Annotated in this window: 17 protein-coding genes; 8 read left to right on the top strand and 9 right to left on the bottom strand. The window is 72.0% G+C overall.

Features of this window, described 5'->3' with window-relative positions; all coding sequences use genetic code 11:
• The first annotated feature begins 180 nt into the window (after positions 1–180).
• The 3 genes from proP (at position 181) to AQI88_RS06815 (ending at position 3,609) form a co-directional block, all read left to right on the top strand.
• A complete protein-coding gene (gene proP, locus AQI88_RS06805) occupies positions 181–1,557 on the top strand; it encodes a glycine betaine/L-proline transporter ProP (protein WP_066993367.1) in 1,377 nt (458 codons plus the stop codon).
• A 187-nt stretch (positions 1,558–1,744) separates the two neighbouring features.
• Positions 1,745–2,863: a DUF2330 domain-containing protein gene (locus AQI88_RS06810; RefSeq protein ID WP_066993370.1), complete on the top strand. Its 1,119-nt coding sequence runs from the start codon at positions 1,745–1,747 to the stop codon at positions 2,861–2,863.
• A 74-nt stretch (positions 2,864–2,937) separates the two neighbouring features.
• Positions 2,938–3,609: an O-methyltransferase gene (locus AQI88_RS06815; protein WP_066993372.1), complete on the top strand. Its 672-nt coding sequence runs from the start codon at positions 2,938–2,940 to the stop codon at positions 3,607–3,609.
• A gap of 33 nt (positions 3,610–3,642) precedes the next feature.
• On the opposite strand, the gene AQI88_RS06820 is transcribed toward AQI88_RS06815, so the two are convergent.
• Positions 3,643–4,035: a hypothetical protein gene (locus AQI88_RS06820; RefSeq protein ID WP_066993375.1), complete on the bottom strand. Its 393-nt coding sequence runs from the start codon at positions 4,033–4,035 to the stop codon at positions 3,643–3,645.
• Between the two features lie 118 nt (positions 4,036–4,153).
• On the opposite strand from AQI88_RS06820, the gene AQI88_RS06825 reads away from it, so the two are divergent.
• Positions 4,154–4,603, top strand: coding sequence for a DnaJ family domain-containing protein (locus AQI88_RS06825; protein ID WP_066993378.1), 450 nt, complete (start codon positions 4,154–4,156; stop codon positions 4,601–4,603).
• Here AQI88_RS06825 and AQI88_RS06830 read toward each other — a convergent pair.
• The 3 genes from AQI88_RS06830 to AQI88_RS06840 all read right to left on the bottom strand — a co-directional run bounded on the left by AQI88_RS06830 (position 4,592) and on the right by AQI88_RS06840 (position 6,392).
• Positions 4,592–5,077 carry a hypothetical protein gene (locus AQI88_RS06830; RefSeq protein WP_244184054.1) on the bottom strand — a complete coding sequence of 162 codons (486 nt, stop codon included), beginning with the start codon at positions 5,075–5,077 and terminating at the stop codon, positions 4,592–4,594. The genes AQI88_RS06825 and AQI88_RS06830 overlap by 12 nt on opposite strands.
• 74 nt (positions 5,078–5,151) lie before the next feature.
• Positions 5,152–5,562: a nuclear transport factor 2 family protein gene (locus tag AQI88_RS06835; protein WP_066993381.1), complete on the bottom strand. Its 411-nt coding sequence runs from the start codon at positions 5,560–5,562 to the stop codon at positions 5,152–5,154.
• A gap of 110 nt (positions 5,563–5,672) precedes the next feature.
• Positions 5,673–6,392: a helix-turn-helix transcriptional regulator gene (locus AQI88_RS06840; RefSeq protein ID WP_066993384.1), complete on the bottom strand. Its 720-nt coding sequence runs from the start codon at positions 6,390–6,392 to the stop codon at positions 5,673–5,675.
• A 117-nt stretch (positions 6,393–6,509) separates the two neighbouring features.
• Between AQI88_RS06840 and AQI88_RS06845 the strand changes: the two genes are divergently transcribed.
• Positions 6,510–7,028 carry a GNAT family N-acetyltransferase gene (locus tag AQI88_RS06845; RefSeq protein ID WP_066993387.1) on the top strand — a complete coding sequence of 173 codons (519 nt, stop codon included), beginning with the start codon at positions 6,510–6,512 and terminating at the stop codon, positions 7,026–7,028.
• On the opposite strand, the gene AQI88_RS06850 is transcribed toward AQI88_RS06845, so the two are convergent.
• Positions 7,021–9,060 carry an MDR family MFS transporter gene (locus AQI88_RS06850; protein WP_066993390.1) on the bottom strand — a complete coding sequence of 680 codons (2,040 nt, stop codon included), beginning with the start codon at positions 9,058–9,060 and terminating at the stop codon, positions 7,021–7,023. The genes AQI88_RS06845 and AQI88_RS06850 overlap by 8 nt on opposite strands.
• Before the next feature lie 161 nt (positions 9,061–9,221).
• Between AQI88_RS06850 and AQI88_RS06855 the strand changes: the two genes are divergently transcribed.
• Positions 9,222–10,172: a peptidoglycan-binding domain-containing protein gene (locus tag AQI88_RS06855; RefSeq protein WP_066993393.1), complete on the top strand. Its 951-nt coding sequence runs from the start codon at positions 9,222–9,224 to the stop codon at positions 10,170–10,172.
• A 578-nt stretch (positions 10,173–10,750) separates the two neighbouring features.
• Here AQI88_RS06855 and AQI88_RS06860 read toward each other — a convergent pair.
• On the bottom strand, positions 10,751–11,407 hold the full coding sequence (locus AQI88_RS06860) for an HAD-IA family hydrolase (RefSeq protein ID WP_066993395.1): 657 nt from the start codon (positions 11,405–11,407) through the stop codon (positions 10,751–10,753).
• A 144-nt stretch (positions 11,408–11,551) separates the two neighbouring features.
• Positions 11,552–12,133, bottom strand: a complete 582-nt coding sequence (locus AQI88_RS06865) for a TMEM165/GDT1 family protein (protein WP_066993397.1) — start codon at positions 12,131–12,133, stop codon at positions 11,552–11,554.
• Positions 12,134–12,508: 375 nt separating this feature from the next.
• Between AQI88_RS06865 and AQI88_RS06870 the strand changes: the two genes are divergently transcribed.
• Complete coding sequence (locus tag AQI88_RS06870; protein ID WP_066993400.1) at positions 12,509–13,153, top strand: HNH endonuclease family protein; 645 nt, start codon at positions 12,509–12,511, stop codon at positions 13,151–13,153.
• Between the two features lie 197 nt (positions 13,154–13,350).
• Entirely contained in the window at positions 13,351–13,857 is a 507-nt protein-coding gene (locus tag AQI88_RS06875) for a hypothetical protein (protein WP_066993402.1), read from the top strand.
• 33 nt (positions 13,858–13,890) lie between these two features.
• Here the strand turns inward: AQI88_RS06875 and AQI88_RS06880 are convergent, their stop codons facing one another.
• Both AQI88_RS06880 and AQI88_RS06885 read right to left on the bottom strand, forming a co-directional pair.
• The gene (locus tag AQI88_RS06880; RefSeq protein WP_066993405.1) at positions 13,891–14,502 is read right to left on the bottom strand and encodes a DedA family protein; all 612 of its coding nucleotides are present in this window, start codon (positions 14,500–14,502) and stop codon (positions 13,891–13,893) included.
• 169 nt (positions 14,503–14,671) lie between these two features.
• Complete coding sequence (locus tag AQI88_RS06885) at positions 14,672–15,127, bottom strand: DoxX family protein (protein ID WP_066993408.1); 456 nt, start codon at positions 15,125–15,127, stop codon at positions 14,672–14,674.
• Positions 15,128–15,148 lie beyond the last annotated feature (21 nt).

Consider the following 15,148-nt stretch of genomic DNA (forward strand, 5'->3'; position numbering starts at 1 on the left):
TCGGGCGCGACAAGGATCACAGTGCGGGGCCCGCGTGCGGCCGCGGGAGCGGGCACACGTACCTGCGTACACCGCATTTGGCTGCACTCTGCACCGATGCGCGTACGCGACGTAATGACCTGAAGTGACCCTATGGTCGCTTTTTGTCCCGTCCCCGTCGAAAGGTAGGCGAGCCCCGTTTTGGCGACCGCCACAGCCGTCACCCCGCATCCGAAGACCCCGCGGGCCGCCGAGGCCCCGGCCGGCGTCACCGTCACCGACCCCGCCCTCGTCAGGCGCGCCGTGAAGGCGGCCGCGCTGGGCAACGCCATGGAGTGGTTCGACTTCGGCGTCTACAGCTACATCGCGGTCACCCTGGGCAAGGTCTTCTTCCCCTCCGGCAACCCGACCGCCCAGCTGCTGTCCACGTTCGGCGCCTTCGCCGCTGCCTTCCTGGTCCGCCCCCTCGGGGGCATGGTCTTCGGCCCGCTGGGCGACCGTGTGGGCCGCCAGAAGGTCCTCGCCCTCACCATGATCATGATGGCGGCGGGCACCTTCGCGATCGGCCTGATCCCGTCGTACGCGACGATCGGCGTCGGAGCGCCGCTGCTGCTCCTGGCCGCCCGCCTGGTGCAGGGCTTCTCCACCGGCGGCGAGTACGCGGGCGCCTCGACGTTCATCGCCGAGTACGCGCCGGACAAGAGGCGCGGCTTCTTCGGCAGCTGGCTGGAGTTCGGCACGCTGGCCGGTTACATCGGCGGTGCGGGTCTGGTCACGCTGATGACGGCCCTGCTCTCCTCGGACGACCTGCTCTCCTGGGGCTGGCGGATCCCGTTCCTGATCGCGGGCCCGATGGGCATCATCGGCCTCTACCTGCGGATGCGCCTGGAGGAGACCCCGGCGTTCACCGCCGAGGTCGAGAAGGCGGAGGCCGCCCGGCCGAAGGTGCCGCTGCGCGAGATGGTGGCGGGGCAGTGGAAGGCGCTGCTGGTGTGCATGGGCCTGGTACTGGTCTTCAACGTCACCGACTACATGCTGCTGTCGTACATGCCGAGCTACCTGACGAGTGAGCTGAAGTACGACGAGACGCACGGGCTGCTGGTCGTGCTCGGTGTGATGGCGCTGATGATGATCGTGCAGCCGTTCGCGGGTGCGCTGACCGACCGGGTCGGCCGCCGCCCGGTGATCGCGGCAGGCTGCGCGGGCTTCCTGTTCCTGTCCGTCCCGGCCCTGCTGCTGATCCGTGAGGGCAGCCTGGTGGCCGTGGCACTGGGCATGGGTGCGCTGGGTCTGCTGCTGGTCTGCTTCACGGCGGCCATGCCGGCCGCGCTGCCCGCTCTCTTCCCGACCCGGGTCCGCTACGGCTCCCTGTCCATCGGGTTCAACGTGTCGGTGTCCCTGTTCGGCGGGACGACTCCGCTGGTGGTCACGGCGCTGATCGGGGCTACCGGGAACATGATGATGCCCGCGTATTACATGATGGCCGCGGCTGTTGTGGGCGGGTTCGCGGTGTGGCGGATGAGCGAGTCGGCGGGGCGGCCGTTGCCGGGGTCGCCGCCGGCGGTGGAGCAGCGGTAAGCGCCGCTGGGCTACGGGCCCGGTCTTCGGCTGCGGGCCGGCGGGGGCTGGTCGCGCCCACGCGGCGGAGCCGCATATCGATACAGCCCCGCGCCCCTTCGGGGCGCTCAGCTGCGGGCAAGCGAAACCCACCCCCGCCCGGCACCGGCGCCGGAACCGATCACACACCGGTGCCGTCTGTAGCCCCGTGAAACGCGCCCGCATACTCGCAGTCGTACTCGCCGTCCTCGGCATACAGCTCGGTTGGCTGATCGCCCCGGCCTATGCCTGCGGGTGCGGTGCGATGGTCCCGGATCCCTCGCGGCAGATCGCCGTCTCCAGCGAGCAGTCCGTGCTCCGCTGGGACGGCCGTCAGGAGCAGATCGTCATGCGCCTGACGGTCAACGGAGACGCCGACCGCGCCGCCTGGATCATGCCGGTCCCGCACCGGGCGACGGTCCGCCTCGGCGACCCGGCCCTCTTCGACCAGCTGGCCACCGCCATGGCCCCCGTACACCGCACCCGCTACCACTTCTGGCCGGAAAACGGCGACTGGCCCTTCGACAACGACGACACCATGGACGCCGCCGCACCCCCCGCCGCGGGCGGCGTCAGTGTGGTCGACCGCCAGCGGCTCGGCCCGTTCGACGTGGCCCGGCTGACCGCCACCGACCCGGCCGCCCTGGACACCTGGCTGCACGAGAACGGCTTCACCTTCCCGGCGAGGCTGAAGACAGCCCTGCAGCCGTATGTCGACCGGCGCTGGGAGTACGTGGCCGTACGGCTCGCCCCGAAGGCCTCGCACACCCCCCTGAACGGCGCCCTCGACCCGCTCCACCTCACCTTCGCCAGCGACCGCCCGGTCTACCCCATGCGGCTGTCCCGCCTGGCCCGCACCCCGCAGTCGCTCGGCCTGTACGTGCTCGCCGCACACCGCATGCGGACCCGGACGACGATCGGCGGGGAAGAGCCCCGCATCCTCTTCGCCGGGCGCCTCGACAAGCCCGCCGGGGCCCTGGGCAAGCTCGCGACCGGCACCCCGTATCTGACGGCCCTGACCCAGCAGTTCCCGGAACCCGCCCGGATCTCGGGCGACCACGAGCTGCGCCGCGCGGCCGCCGACACTCCGGTCCAGCAGGTGATCTACGAGGACCGGCTGCGCGAGGTGGCCGGGGTCCCGGTCTGGCTGCTGACCACCGGTGGCGGCCTGCTGCTGGTCGTCACGGCCGTCGCGCTGGTCGTCGTACGGCGCTCCCGGCGACCGGTGACTCCCCCGCCGCCCGTACAGCCCCCGCCGCCGTTCACCCCGTCCGCACCGATCGGCTGAGACCATGCAGGGGGAAGTGCCAAGGAGCCTCGGGAAGAGATCCTGAGGAGACACTCGGGAAAGGCAGCAGACGCATGAGCGGGTCGCAGCTCTGGGACGACGTCGACTTCTACTTCAGCAGCCACCTCACACCGGACGACGAAGCGCTCCAGGCGGCCCTGCGCGACAGCGAGGCCGCCGGGCTGCCGCACATCAGCGTCACCGCCACCCAGGGCAAGTTCCTCCAGCTGCTCGCCCAGGTCCAGGGGGCCAGGAACATCCTGGAGATCGGCACGCTCGGCGGCTACAGCACGATCTGGCTGGGCCGCGCCCTGCCCGCCGACGGCAGACTGATTTCGCTGGAGTACGACCCCAAGCACGCCGACGTGGCCACCCGCAACATCGCCCGCGCAGGCCTGGACCCGATCGTGGAGGTGCGGGTGGGCCCGGCCCTGGAGTCGCTGCCCAAGCTCGCGGACGAGAACCCGGCCCCCTTCGACCTGGTCTTCATCGACGCCGACAAGTCCAACAACCCGCACTATGTGGAGTGGGCGCTCAGGCTCACCCGCGCGGGCAGCCTCATCGTCCTGGACAACGTGGTGCGCGGCGGCCGGGTCGTCGACTCCGACAGCGCCGACCCCGACGTCCTCGGCATCCGCGCCGCCATCGAACTGATCGCCGCCCACCCGAGGCTGACCGGCACGGCGGTCCAGACGGTGGGCAGCAAGGGGTACGACGGCTTCGCGCTGGCCCGGGTGCTGGGCTGAGCGCCCCGCCCGGGGGCCTGGGCCCCCGGGGGCTCAAACCTCGTGGAAGAAGCCCACGTTGACGCTGCGCGGGTCGGTGCGGTCCTGGACGATGATCTCGCCGGAGCCGCCACGCGGCAGCGCCACGGTCCCGCCGTAGGCCACGGTCTGCGCGTACTCGCCGACGATCAGCCGCACTTCGGCGGACGGCTCGGCCTGTGAGCCGCGCAGCCAGGTCAGCTGCCAGCCGCCCTCGGGACCGCACAGGAACTCCAGGTGGACCCGGGAGACGAACAGCCAGTCCTCGGGTGTGACCAGCCGGCACACGGCCGCGTCCCGGCCCACGCGCAGCACGGCGCCCGGCTCGCTGGGCGCATCGGCCATCGTCATGCCGGCCGTGGCGCCCGCGTCGGCCCCGGAGACGGTGGCCATGGTCAGTTCGAGCACGTGCGTTTCCCCCTGCTGCGTGTGAGACGTCCGGAACGTCCTTGTGCGGCGGCCGGTTTGCCGCACCGCCGCCGAATGATAAAACGCCCGGCCGGGCCGCGTCCGGCACAATGGGTTCATGACCGAGCGAAAGCCACCGGGTCTCCCGTTCGAGTCCTGGGTCGACCATCAGATCCGTGACGCGCAGCAGCGCGGTGAGTTCGACCGGCTGCCGGGCGCGGGCGAGCCGCTGCCCGAGGGCCTGGACTCCACCTACGACGAACTGTGGTGGATCAAGCGGAAGATGGCCCGCGAGGGGCTGGCAGTGCTGCCGCCGGCGCTGGCGCTGCGCAAGGAGGCCGAGGACGCGCTCGCGGCGGCCTGCGCGGCGCCCTCGGAGCGGCTCGTCCGGAAGATCATCACCGAGATCAACGTGAAGATCCGCGACATGATGTTCAAGCCGCCGCCCGGCCCGCCGCTGGGCAAGAAGCCGTACGACGTCGAGGAGGTCGTACGCGAGTGGCGACAGCGCAGGGCTGCCGCCACGGGGGACGCGCCGGGGACGGACGCGCCGGAGTCAGAGGTGTAGCAGGCGTTCGGCCAGTTCCCGGTAGTCGCGCAGGGCCGGACGCAGTTGCCCGGTGTCGCTCTCGTCACCGTCCTGCCAGGACGTGCGCAGGGTCCGGCGGCGCCGCGTCACGGCCTCACCGAAGCGCGCGGCGATCTCCTCCAGGACCCGGTCGGCCTCCTCGACGGCGGCCCGCGGTGCGTCCGCGAACCCGGCCTCCGCCCGGCGCAGCCGCGCTTCCCACCGCTGCGACTCCTCGTGCGGGAGCAGCGGGGCACGCAGACCGCCGCCGGCCTCCCCGGTACGTCCGGCCGGGGGCCGGGCGGGCGCGGACGGCCAGGCATCCGCCGCCCGGCCGTCCGTCGTCCCCGCCTCCCGACCGGAAAGCTCACCCGGGGAGGGCACCCCGAGCCCGTCCTCCGGCATCGAGGAACCGGTGTCGCTCCAGGGCGGGCGGCTCCCGACGCCCCGGCCGGCATCCCTGTCCTGTGGCATCGCTCAGGCCTCCTTCGGGCGGCGGTTCTCCCTTCGCTCAGGGTGACCCGGCAGGAGGGCCGTAAAACGGGCCATCAGTGGGCGAAGCGGCGCAGCCCGGTCACCGACCACACGGTCGCGATGCGCCCGTCCGCCACCTCCAGCAGGTCGATGCCGCTGAGCTGGACGCCGTCCGGCCGCGTCGCGTACCAGCGGGTTGCGGCCTGCCCCAGGCCGCTGTCCACCAGCGGGGTCCCGTCGAGGGCATAGCGCAGCCCGGGCTTGCGCACACGGAAGTCGGAGACGTAGGCGACGATCCCGGCCGGGCCGTGGATCTCGTCGGTGGCCGCGTCCTCGGGGCCGTTGCCGAAGCGGATACGGAAACCCGGCGCGAGGAAGGCCTCCGGGTCGCTGAAGTCGCCGTTCCACAGGGCGGTCCAGCGCTCGAAGAGGGCGATGCCGGTGGCGGGGGTGAGGGTGCCGGTCGTCAGGGGTGTCGTCGTCATGGCTGGTACCTCCGGTGAAGGTCGACGGAAAGTCGTCTGAAAGTCGTCGATGATCGGAACGGGCACCAGCCTCCGGCCCGTCCGCGACACCCCCCTGTCGGTGTTTGCCGTCACATTCCCAGCTCGCCGAGGGTCACCACGTCCGAGCCGAGCGTGTCGAGCGCGGCCAGGTCGACGGGGCGGTGCGGGGCCCGCTCGTCCAGGGCCGTGACGGCGCGGACGCGGTCGAGGCGGAAGCCGCGGGGCGCCTGGCGGAGCCGGCACCAGGCGGCCAGGTACCAGTGCTCCGCGCCGCCCAGGAAGGCGAGCGGCTCGACCTCCCGGGCGGTGACCGCGCCCGCCGCGTCGGCGTACTCCAGGCGCAGCACCCTGCCCGCCGACAGCGCCTCGCGCAGCGCGGCGGGCACCACCGGCCCGGCGGTCCGCGCCGGGCGCGCGGCCGGTACGAGCAGCCCGACCCGCCCGGCCAGCTCCGCCGCTGCCCGCCGCTCGCGGCCGGGCATCACGGCCAGCACCTTGTGCAGGGCGCTGCGCGCGTCGGCCGCGAACGGCGTCCCGGCGAGCGCGTGCAGCCCGACGGCCAGGGCGGTCGCCTCGGCCGGGGTGATGGTCAGCGGCGGCAGGGTGCGCTCCTTGTCGAGGACGTACCCGCCGGTGCGGCCCGGCTCGGCGTGGATCGGCACCCCGGACTGCTGCAACGCCGCCAGGTCCCGCTCGACGGTACGGACGCTGACCTCGAAGCGCCGGGCCAGTGCACGGGCGCTGCGGGGCCGGGGAGCGGCGGCGCGCAGCTCCTCGACGAGGGCGTAGAGGCGGTCGGTTCGGTTCACGGCAGACAGTCTCCGGAAAATCTCCCGGCCTGCGTGCCGGTTCCGGCTCCGGCAGGTGCCGGCCTCCCCGGAGGTCACCCATATTCGCTTGCGCAGGGTCCGCGACGGCGCCCGAGAATGACCGGCATGACCTGGACGATCACCCCGGAACCGTACGACTCCCCGGCCGCCGCCGCACTCTGGCGGGCGTACTACACGGAGGTCAGCGACCGCTGGTACCTGCTGCACGAGGGACACCGCACCGACCCGGACGAGCTGGAGCGCGAGATCGCGGCCGACGCCGGTGCCGAACTCGCGTCGCCCACTGGTGGGTTGCTGATCGCCCGGTACGACGGTGAGCCGGCCGGCTCGGCAGGCGTACGGCTGCTCGGCCCGGACACGGCCGAACTCACCCGGGTGTTCGTGTACGAGGGGATGCGCGGCCGGGGCGGGGCGGCGCTCCTGGTCGCCGCCGCCGAGGAGGCCGCCCGCGCCCTGGGTGCCCGGCAGCTGATCCTCGACACCCGCAGCGACCTGGTGGAGGCCCGCGCCCTGTACGCCCGCCTCGGCTACCGGGAGACCGCGCCCCACAACGACGACCAGTACGCCGAACACTGGTTCCACAAGGACCTGTTGGCGCCGGAGGCCGTCAACTGACCCTGGTCACCTTCCCGCCGTTCGGCCGCTCGCTCTCCGAGCCGCACAGTTCGCCGGTAAGTTCCTTCACCAGTTTGTCCAGGTCGGCGGAGCGGCCCGGCCGCCACCAGTCGCCGAGCAGCTCGGCCAGGGACTCCTCGCGGGCCTTCGCGAGCCGTTCGGCGACCTCGCGGCCCTGCTCGGTGAGCGTCAGGTCCAGGCCCCGGCGCTCGGCCAGGCGACGCTCCTCGACCTGGCGTTCGGCGGCGAGGACGATCTGCAACGGCACGTCGGTGCGCTCGGCGAGCACACCCGGTTCCACCGAGCCGTACTTGCGGATGCGCAGCAGCAGCCAACTGGCGGCGGGCAGCAGGTCGTACCCGGCCCGTTCGGTGATCGTCCGGTAGATCTCGCGGCGCCCCTCGCGGGTGCCGAGCACGGACAGCGCGCGGCACACCTCGTCGTAGGAGGAGCGTTCCACCGGGTTGGGCGGGATCGTCTCGGACACGTCCGGTGCGGTGACCGAGCCGCGCAGCCGGTCCTCCTTCAGGAACCAGGCGAGGACGAAGCCGAGGGCAGCGACCGGGGCGGCGTACAGGAACACGTCGGTGATGGCGGAGGCGTACGCGTGCAGGGCCGCCGGGCGCAGGGCGGGCGGCAGGGCGGCGATGCCGCGCGGGTCGGACTTGAGGGCGTCGGCCGTGACGCCGGGCGGCAGGCGCACCCCGCTGAAGGCGTCGGCGAGCTTGTCGCCGAGGCCGCTCGCGAAGACGGTGCCGAAGATGGCGACGCCGAAGGACGCGCCGATGGAGCGGAAGAAGGTGGCGCCGGAGGTGGCGACGCCCAGATCCTCGTACGAGACCGCGTTCTGCACGATGAGGATGAGGACCTGCATGACCAGGCCTAGGCCCAGGCCGAACACGAAGAAGTAGACGCTCATCACGGCGGTCGGGCTGTGCTCGTCCAGCCGGTGCAGCAGGAGCAGTCCGATGGCGGTGACGGCGGTGCCCGCGATCGGGAACACCTTCCAGCGGCCGGTGCGGCTGACGATCTGCCCGGAGACGGTCGAGGACAGCAGCAGGCCGACCACCATCGGCAGCATGTGCACACCGGACAGGGTCGGCGAGATCCCGTGCACGACCTGGAGGAAGGTCGGCAGATAGGTCAACGCGCCGAACATGGCGAAGCCGACGATGAAGCTGATGACGGCGGCGAGGGTGAAGGTGCGCAGGCCGAAGAGCTTGAGCGGGAGGACGGGTTCGGCGGCCCTGCGCTCCACCGCGACGAACGCGACGGCGAGGACGACGCCCAGCACGGCGAGCCCGATGATCTGCGCCGAGCCCCAGGCCCACGTCGTACCACCCAGCGACGCGACGAGCACCAGACAGGTGGCGACCGCGGCGATCAGGAAGGTGCCGAGGTAGTCGATGACATGGCGGGCGGCCCTGCGCGGGATGCGCAGGGCGGTGGCGATCACGGCGAGGGCGACGACGCCGACGGGCAGGTTGACGTAGAACACCCAGCGCCAGCTCAGATGCTCGGTGAACAGCCCCCCGAGCAGCGGCCCGAGCACACTCGTCGCACCGAACACGGCACCGAACAACCCCTGGTAGCGACCGCGTTCACGCGGCGGCACGATGTCGCCGACGATCGCCATCGACAGCACCATCAGCCCGCCACCGCCCAGCCCCTGCAGCGCCCGGAAGCCGATCAGCTGCCCCATGTCCTGCGCCATGCCGCACAACGCGGACCCGACGAGAAAGATCACGATCGCGGTCTGGAACAGCTTCTTGCGCCCGTACTGGTCGCCGAGCTTGCCCCACAGCGGGGTCGCGGCGGTCGAGGCGAGCAGATAGGCGGTGACGACCCACGACAGGTGTTCCAGCCCGCCCAGGTCGCTCACGATGGTCGGCAGCGCGGTCGACACGATGGTCTGGTCGAGCGCGGCGAGCAGCAGCCCGAGCAGCAGGGCGCCGATCGAGACGAGCACATTGCCGGAGACCTGCTCGGCGGCCTCCCGTTCCCTCGCCGTGCCGTGCGTGTCCAGGGTCATGGAGACCTCCCGGGGCTCGGGTGCACTCTTCCATCCTGGGCGGTGTCGCCGTTTATGGCCTGTTGAGGTCCCTGTATGGCCGGTTTGCCGCGTGTTCCGGTTCGGCGGATGTGGAGGAGGTCTGCATAAACTCGGGAGTTCCCGAGGGGAGGGACGAACGCGTGAGGGAACCGAGGGGCCACACCTGCCCGGAGTGCGGGGCACCGAGGGGCGCGGACAACACCCCGTCCTGCGACTGCACGCAGCGGGCGTCCGAGGCCCTGCGTGAGGCGCGTACGGCCGAGGCGGCAGCGGCGGAGGACTTCGACCCGCTGCGCATACGCCCGTACGTGGAGGTCCCCGGCCCCTCCGACGCACCCGCCGAGGAGGAGACCCGCCCGATACCGGCCGCCGAGGTCACCCTGCCGCTGCACCCCGTGCCCGGCCCGAACGGCCAGGACCTGCGGCTCTTCGAAGGGGAACCACCGCACGAGCCCACGGCCGGCGCGGAGCCGCTGAAGGAACCCCGGCGCCGTTCCCGCCGTACGCTCCTGCTGTCCGTCGCGGGTGCGGGGGTCGCGGTCCTGGCGTCGGCCGGGCTGGCGAGCGGGCTGTTCTCGTACCACACGCCCTCGCGGGACCCCGCGGCCCAGGAGGTACGGGAGAGCGTCCCGGAGGCGACGACACCCAGCACCTCGTCAGCACCCACTTCGCCCGCTTCAACCCGCCCGGCCGCACAACCCCCCTCCCCCTCCACCGACCCGAGCCCGTCCCCCAGCGCCTCCTCCGCCTCGCCCACCCCCACGGTGTCCCCCAGCGCGTCCCGCTCGGCCTCCCCGACCCCCTCGGCGACGGCCACCGGCACCCCGAACGCGGCACCCACCACCGCGCCGGTACTGCGACGCGGCGACAAGGGCGCGGCGGTCATCGAACTCCAGCTCCGCCTCGAGCAGTTGAACCTCTACGGCGACGAGGTGAACGGCGTCTTCACCACCCCCGTGGAGGACGCCGTACGCAACTACCAGTGGGCCCGCGGCATCAGCGACGACACCCTGGGCGTATACGGCCCGGCCACCCGGACAAGCCTGGAGTCGGAAACGTCAAAGCCACCTTCCGCCCCGCCCACCGATTGAGGCCGAGGCCGCCCAGGCCGCTCCTTTCAGCCCGCCCGACGTTCGAGGACGAGGCCCCCCAGGCCGCCTCTTCCAGCCCACCCGGCATCCCAGGACGAGGCCGTCCAGGCCGCTCCCTTCAGCCCGCCCGACGTTCGAGGACGTCGCCGTCCAGACCGCCACTTCCAGCCCACCCGACGTTCGAGGACGAGGCCACCCAAGCCAATTCCTCCAGCCCCGCCCGACATTCGAGGCCGAGGCCGTCCAGGCCGCTCCCTTCAGCCCGCCCGACGTTCGAGGACGAGGCTCCCCACGCCGCCTCTTCCAGCCCGCCCGGCATCCCAGGACGTCGCCGTCCAAGCCGCTCCCTTCAGCCCGCCCGGCATCCCAGGACGAGGCTGTCCAGGCCGCTCTTTTCAGCCCGTCCGGCGTTTGAGGACGAGGCCGTTCAGGCCGATCGGGGTCCAGGGGGCGAGCCCCCTGGCGGGGTCGAAGGGGCGGAGCCCCTGGAGGACGGGAAGGGTAGGGGCGGCGGGGGCGAACCAGCTACGGCATCAGCCGCATACCGGCGTAGAAACGACCCGGCACACGAGCCCACCTCACCCCACGTACAGCCGGATCGCCCCGTCCCCCACAACCTCGACCCGCACCTGCGTAAGGTCCGCCACGACGACATCGGGCCCGTAAGAGGAGGCCCGCGCCCCGACCCCCACAACGGTCATCCCCGCGGCGCGCCCCGCCGCGATACCCGCACCGGAGTCCTCGAACACGACACAGTCCCCCGGCTCGACCCCCAACTCGGCGGCCCCCTTCAAAAACCCCTCGGGATCCGGCTTGCTCGCCCCCACCGACTCGGCCGTGATCCGCACCTCGGGCAGCGCCAGCCCGGCGGCAGCCATCCGCGCGTCGGACAGCGCCACATCCGCAGAGGTCACCAGCGCGTGCGGAACGCCCCTGAGCGAGGCGAGGAAGGCCGCCGCGCCGGGCACCTCGACCACGCCGTCCATGTCGGCGGTCTCCTCGGCGAGCATGCGGGCGTTGTCGGCGAGGTTCTGCTCCATGGGCCGGCCGGGCAGCAGCACCGCCATCGAGGCGTGTCCCTGCCGGCCGTGGACGACGTTCATCACCTCGTCGCCGTCCAGCCCGTGCTGCTCGGCCCAGCGCCGCCAGACGCGCTCGACCACGGCGTCCGAGTTGACGAGGGTGCCGTCCATGTCGAGCAGGAGGGCGCGGGCGGTGAGGACGGTGGCCGGCATCGGCAGCTCCAGGAATGAGAAACGGGACAAGGCGGCCCCGCCCGCCGGTCAGGGAAAACGAGCGGGAGCCACTTTGTTCCTCCACGGTACAAAACCTGCCCCGATCCCGCCACCACCCCGGCGAGGGTTCACCGTCCGTTCAGCTCAGCCCGCCACGGCTTCATACAGGCTCCACGCGCCGAGCCCCAGCATCAGCAGCGCCGCGATCTGCGTGATCAGCCGCAGCGGTACCCGCTTCATCAGGGCCTTTCCACCGACGATGCCGAGGCCGGCCACCGCCCACAGGCCGAGGACCGCGCCGAGGCCGACGGAGACCGGGTCGTCGTAGCGGGCGGCGAGGTTGGCGGTCATGATCTGGGTGAGGTCGCCGAACTCGGCGACGAGGATGAGCATGAAGCCCGTACCCGCGACCTTCCAGAAGGACTGGTCGGCGGGCTTGCGGATCTCCTCCTCGCCCTCGTCCTTCTTCAGCAGCAGCATCGCCGCGCCACCGAGGAACAGGACGCCCGTGAGCGCGTGCACGAGCCGCTGGGGCAGCAGGGTCAGCACACTGCCGGCCGCGACGGCGAGCACGACGTGCAGCAGGAAGGCTGCGGCGACGCCCGCGAAGACGTACGAGGCGCGGTAGCGGGTGCCGAGCACGAGACCGGCGAGCGCGGTCTTGTCCGGCAGTTCGGCGAGGAAGATGACGCCGAAGACGAGCGCCGTCACGGTGATGCTGATCAAGGGTCCTCAATCGGTCGGGCTGCCCCACCGAGAGTGCTGAACCCCATAGGAGACACCTCGGCACGGCAGCACACTCGGCACCCGCGCCGGGGGGCACGGGCGTGCACTGCTTGCCGAAGGTCTCGCTGGGCGGTCCTCGCGGAATCCGCCTCCGGGCGCCGGCTCAGGCTGGCTGAGCAGTATGTCGACGGTCCGGCGAAGAGCTACTCCCCTTCTGCGCGCTCCATAGTACGGGACGTGAAAATTCCGCCGAAAACCTTGTCGTGTCATGAACACGTCACTAGCGTCTTACCGGGCGCTTACCTCCCGGCAACGCGACGCCGCGAGCATTCCCTCGCCCGCGCTCCAACACCCCCACCCCACAAGGGAGTTCGCATGAAGAAGGTCTACGCGCGTCGACGGCTGAGCATACTCGCCGTCCTTACCGGCCTCATAGCCTCCGCCGCCCTGTTCAACTCCCCGAGCGCCTCCGCCGCCCTCCCCACGCCGGTCAGCGCCGCCACCGCCCGCAGCTACCTCTCCCAGCTCACCGTGGCCACCGAGAACCGCACCGGGTACAGCCGCTCCCTCTTCCCGCACTGGATCACCATCAGCGGCACCTGCAACACCCGCGAGACCGTCCTCAAGCGCGACGGCTCGAACGTCGTCACCGACTCCTCCTGCGCGGCCACCAGCGGCAGCTGGTACTCCCCGTACGACGGCGCGACCTGGACCGCCGCCTCCGACCTGGACATCGACCACCTGGTGCCGCTGGCCGAGGCATGGGACTCCGGTGCGAGCAAGTGGACCACCGCCCAGCGCCAGGCCTTCGCCAACGACCTGACCCGGCCCCAGCTCATCGCCGTCACCGACAACGTCAACCAGGCCAAGGGCGACCAGGACCCCGCCACCTGGGTCCCGTCCCGCTCCGCGTACGTCTGCACGTACGTCCGCGCCTGGGTCCAGGTGAAGTACTACTACGACCTCTCGGTCGACTCCGCGGAGAAGACCGCGCTGACGAACTACCTGACGAGCTGCTGACGCCGTCGCCGGGCGCCCCTTCCCCGGTCGCCGCGTGCCGTACGCGGCGACCGGGGAGGCACGTGGGGAGGCACACACCGCCTCTCCGCGTCGCCCGAGGCCGCCCGAGGCCGCCCGAGGGGAGCCTGAGCCGGGCGCCCAGGGCTCCGGCCACCGTCCGCTGTACCGTTTCGCCAAGCGGTCACGGGGAGGGCGGAATGACGGATGATCTCCGGTTCAGCTGGGAGCTGAGCGGCACCGGTTGGGCGACGTGCCGCATCGCGGACGGCGCTTCAGAGCTGAAGGATGTGGTCAGCTACTGCACGGATGCCCTTGCCGACCTGCTTCACGGCGTGGCGGGTCTCTACGGCCCTGCTCCCGTCCAGCGCTTCTCCTTCGACCTCGAACCGGTCGAAGTGCGGTGGGTCCTGAGAAACAGCGGCTCGGACGTCGACGTTGCCGTCCACCGGTTTCCTGACATGTCCACCAGCTTCGATGCACCCGACCAAGAGGGCGCGCTCGTCTTCGGCTCCCTGCAACCCCGCAGCCTTTTCTGCCACGTCGTCGTGGAGGCTGCTCAGTCCGTGCTGCGACTCCACGGCGAGGACGGCTACCTGGCGAAATGGGGTCGGTACCCCTTTCCCGTCGCCGCACTGCAGGACCTCCGTCGGCTGCACCTCCAGCACGACGGGTGTACACGCCGTCACGACGCAACGTTTCCGTAGCGGCCCGGCCCGGCCTCGCCGCAGTCGGAGCCGCTACGCCGGCCGTCGTCGCATCAGGAACCCCGCCGCCGCTCCCGCTCCGAACAGGGCCGCCACCGACACGGCCGTGGCCACCCAGGTGGCGCCCAGCCAGCGGGCGCCGAAGTAGCCGAGGGCGACGCTGTAGGCGGCCCAGGACAGGCCCGCCAGGGCGGACCAGGGGACGAAGTCGCGGGCGCGGCGGTGGGCGGCGCCCGCGCACAGGGAGACGACCGAGCGGCCGGCGGGGGCGAAGCGGGCCAGGACGACCAGGGCGCCGCCGCCTCGGGACAGGGCCTCGCCGAGACGTTCCTGCGCGGTGGTCAGGCGGCGGGACCGGGCGATCGCGCGGTCCAGCCGCTCCCCGCCCCGCCAGGCGAGGCGGTACGCCACCAGGTCACCGAGGACCGAGGCGGTCGCGGCCGAGAAGATCAGGGCGAGGACGTCCGGCGCGTCGTGCGGAAACCGTCCGGTGGCCGCACCGGAACCCGCCGCCGCAGCCGTGGCCGCCGTGATGACGAGCACTCCGCTCGGCAGCACCGGCACGAACACGTCGAGCAGCACCGACAGGGCCACCATGGCGTAGATCCATGGACCGCCCGCCAGTGACCCCAGACTCTCCAGCACGACAACTCCCCCGTATTTCCCCCGTTGTCCCCCGATGACAGCCATACAGCGTACGCCGGGGGTGTGACAGGAGGTTCGCCGGGGCTCATGGCACCGCCGTGGAAGGCGCCTTGCATGACGGTGCCCCTCCCCGCGTGGCAGGGGAGGGGCACCGTCGGGGGCGGATCGGTCAGGCCGCTATCGGGGCCTGGTCCGCGGCCGGCTGCTGCGTCGACGCGGTGCGCCGGGTGAGGAGGCGGTCCAGGCCGAAGGCGCCGGAGCCGGTGAAGACGAGCAGCAGGAACGCCCAGCTGAAGAGGGCCGACAGCTCGCCGCCGTTCTGTATGGGCCACAGGGCGGCCTGCTGGTGGACGTCGAAGTACGCGTAGGCCATCGAGCCCGAGGCGATCAGCGCGGCGGCGCGGGTGCCGAGGCCGAGCAGGACGAGGCCGCCGGCGACCAGCTGGATCACGGCCGCGTACCAGCCGGGCCAGGTGCCGGACGGGATCGTGCCGCCGTTGGTGCCCATGGCGCCGCCGAGGACGCCGAAGAGCGAGGCGGCGCCATGCACGGCGAAGAGCAGGCCGATGACGATGCGGAAGAGTCCGATGGCGTACGGCTGAGCGGAGTTGAGGCGTGCAGACATGAGGGGATTTCTCCTCTTCGG

This window comes from Streptomyces cellostaticus, assembly GCF_001513965.1.
Lineage (GTDB): Bacteria > Actinomycetota > Actinomycetes > Streptomycetales > Streptomycetaceae > Streptomyces > Streptomyces cellostaticus.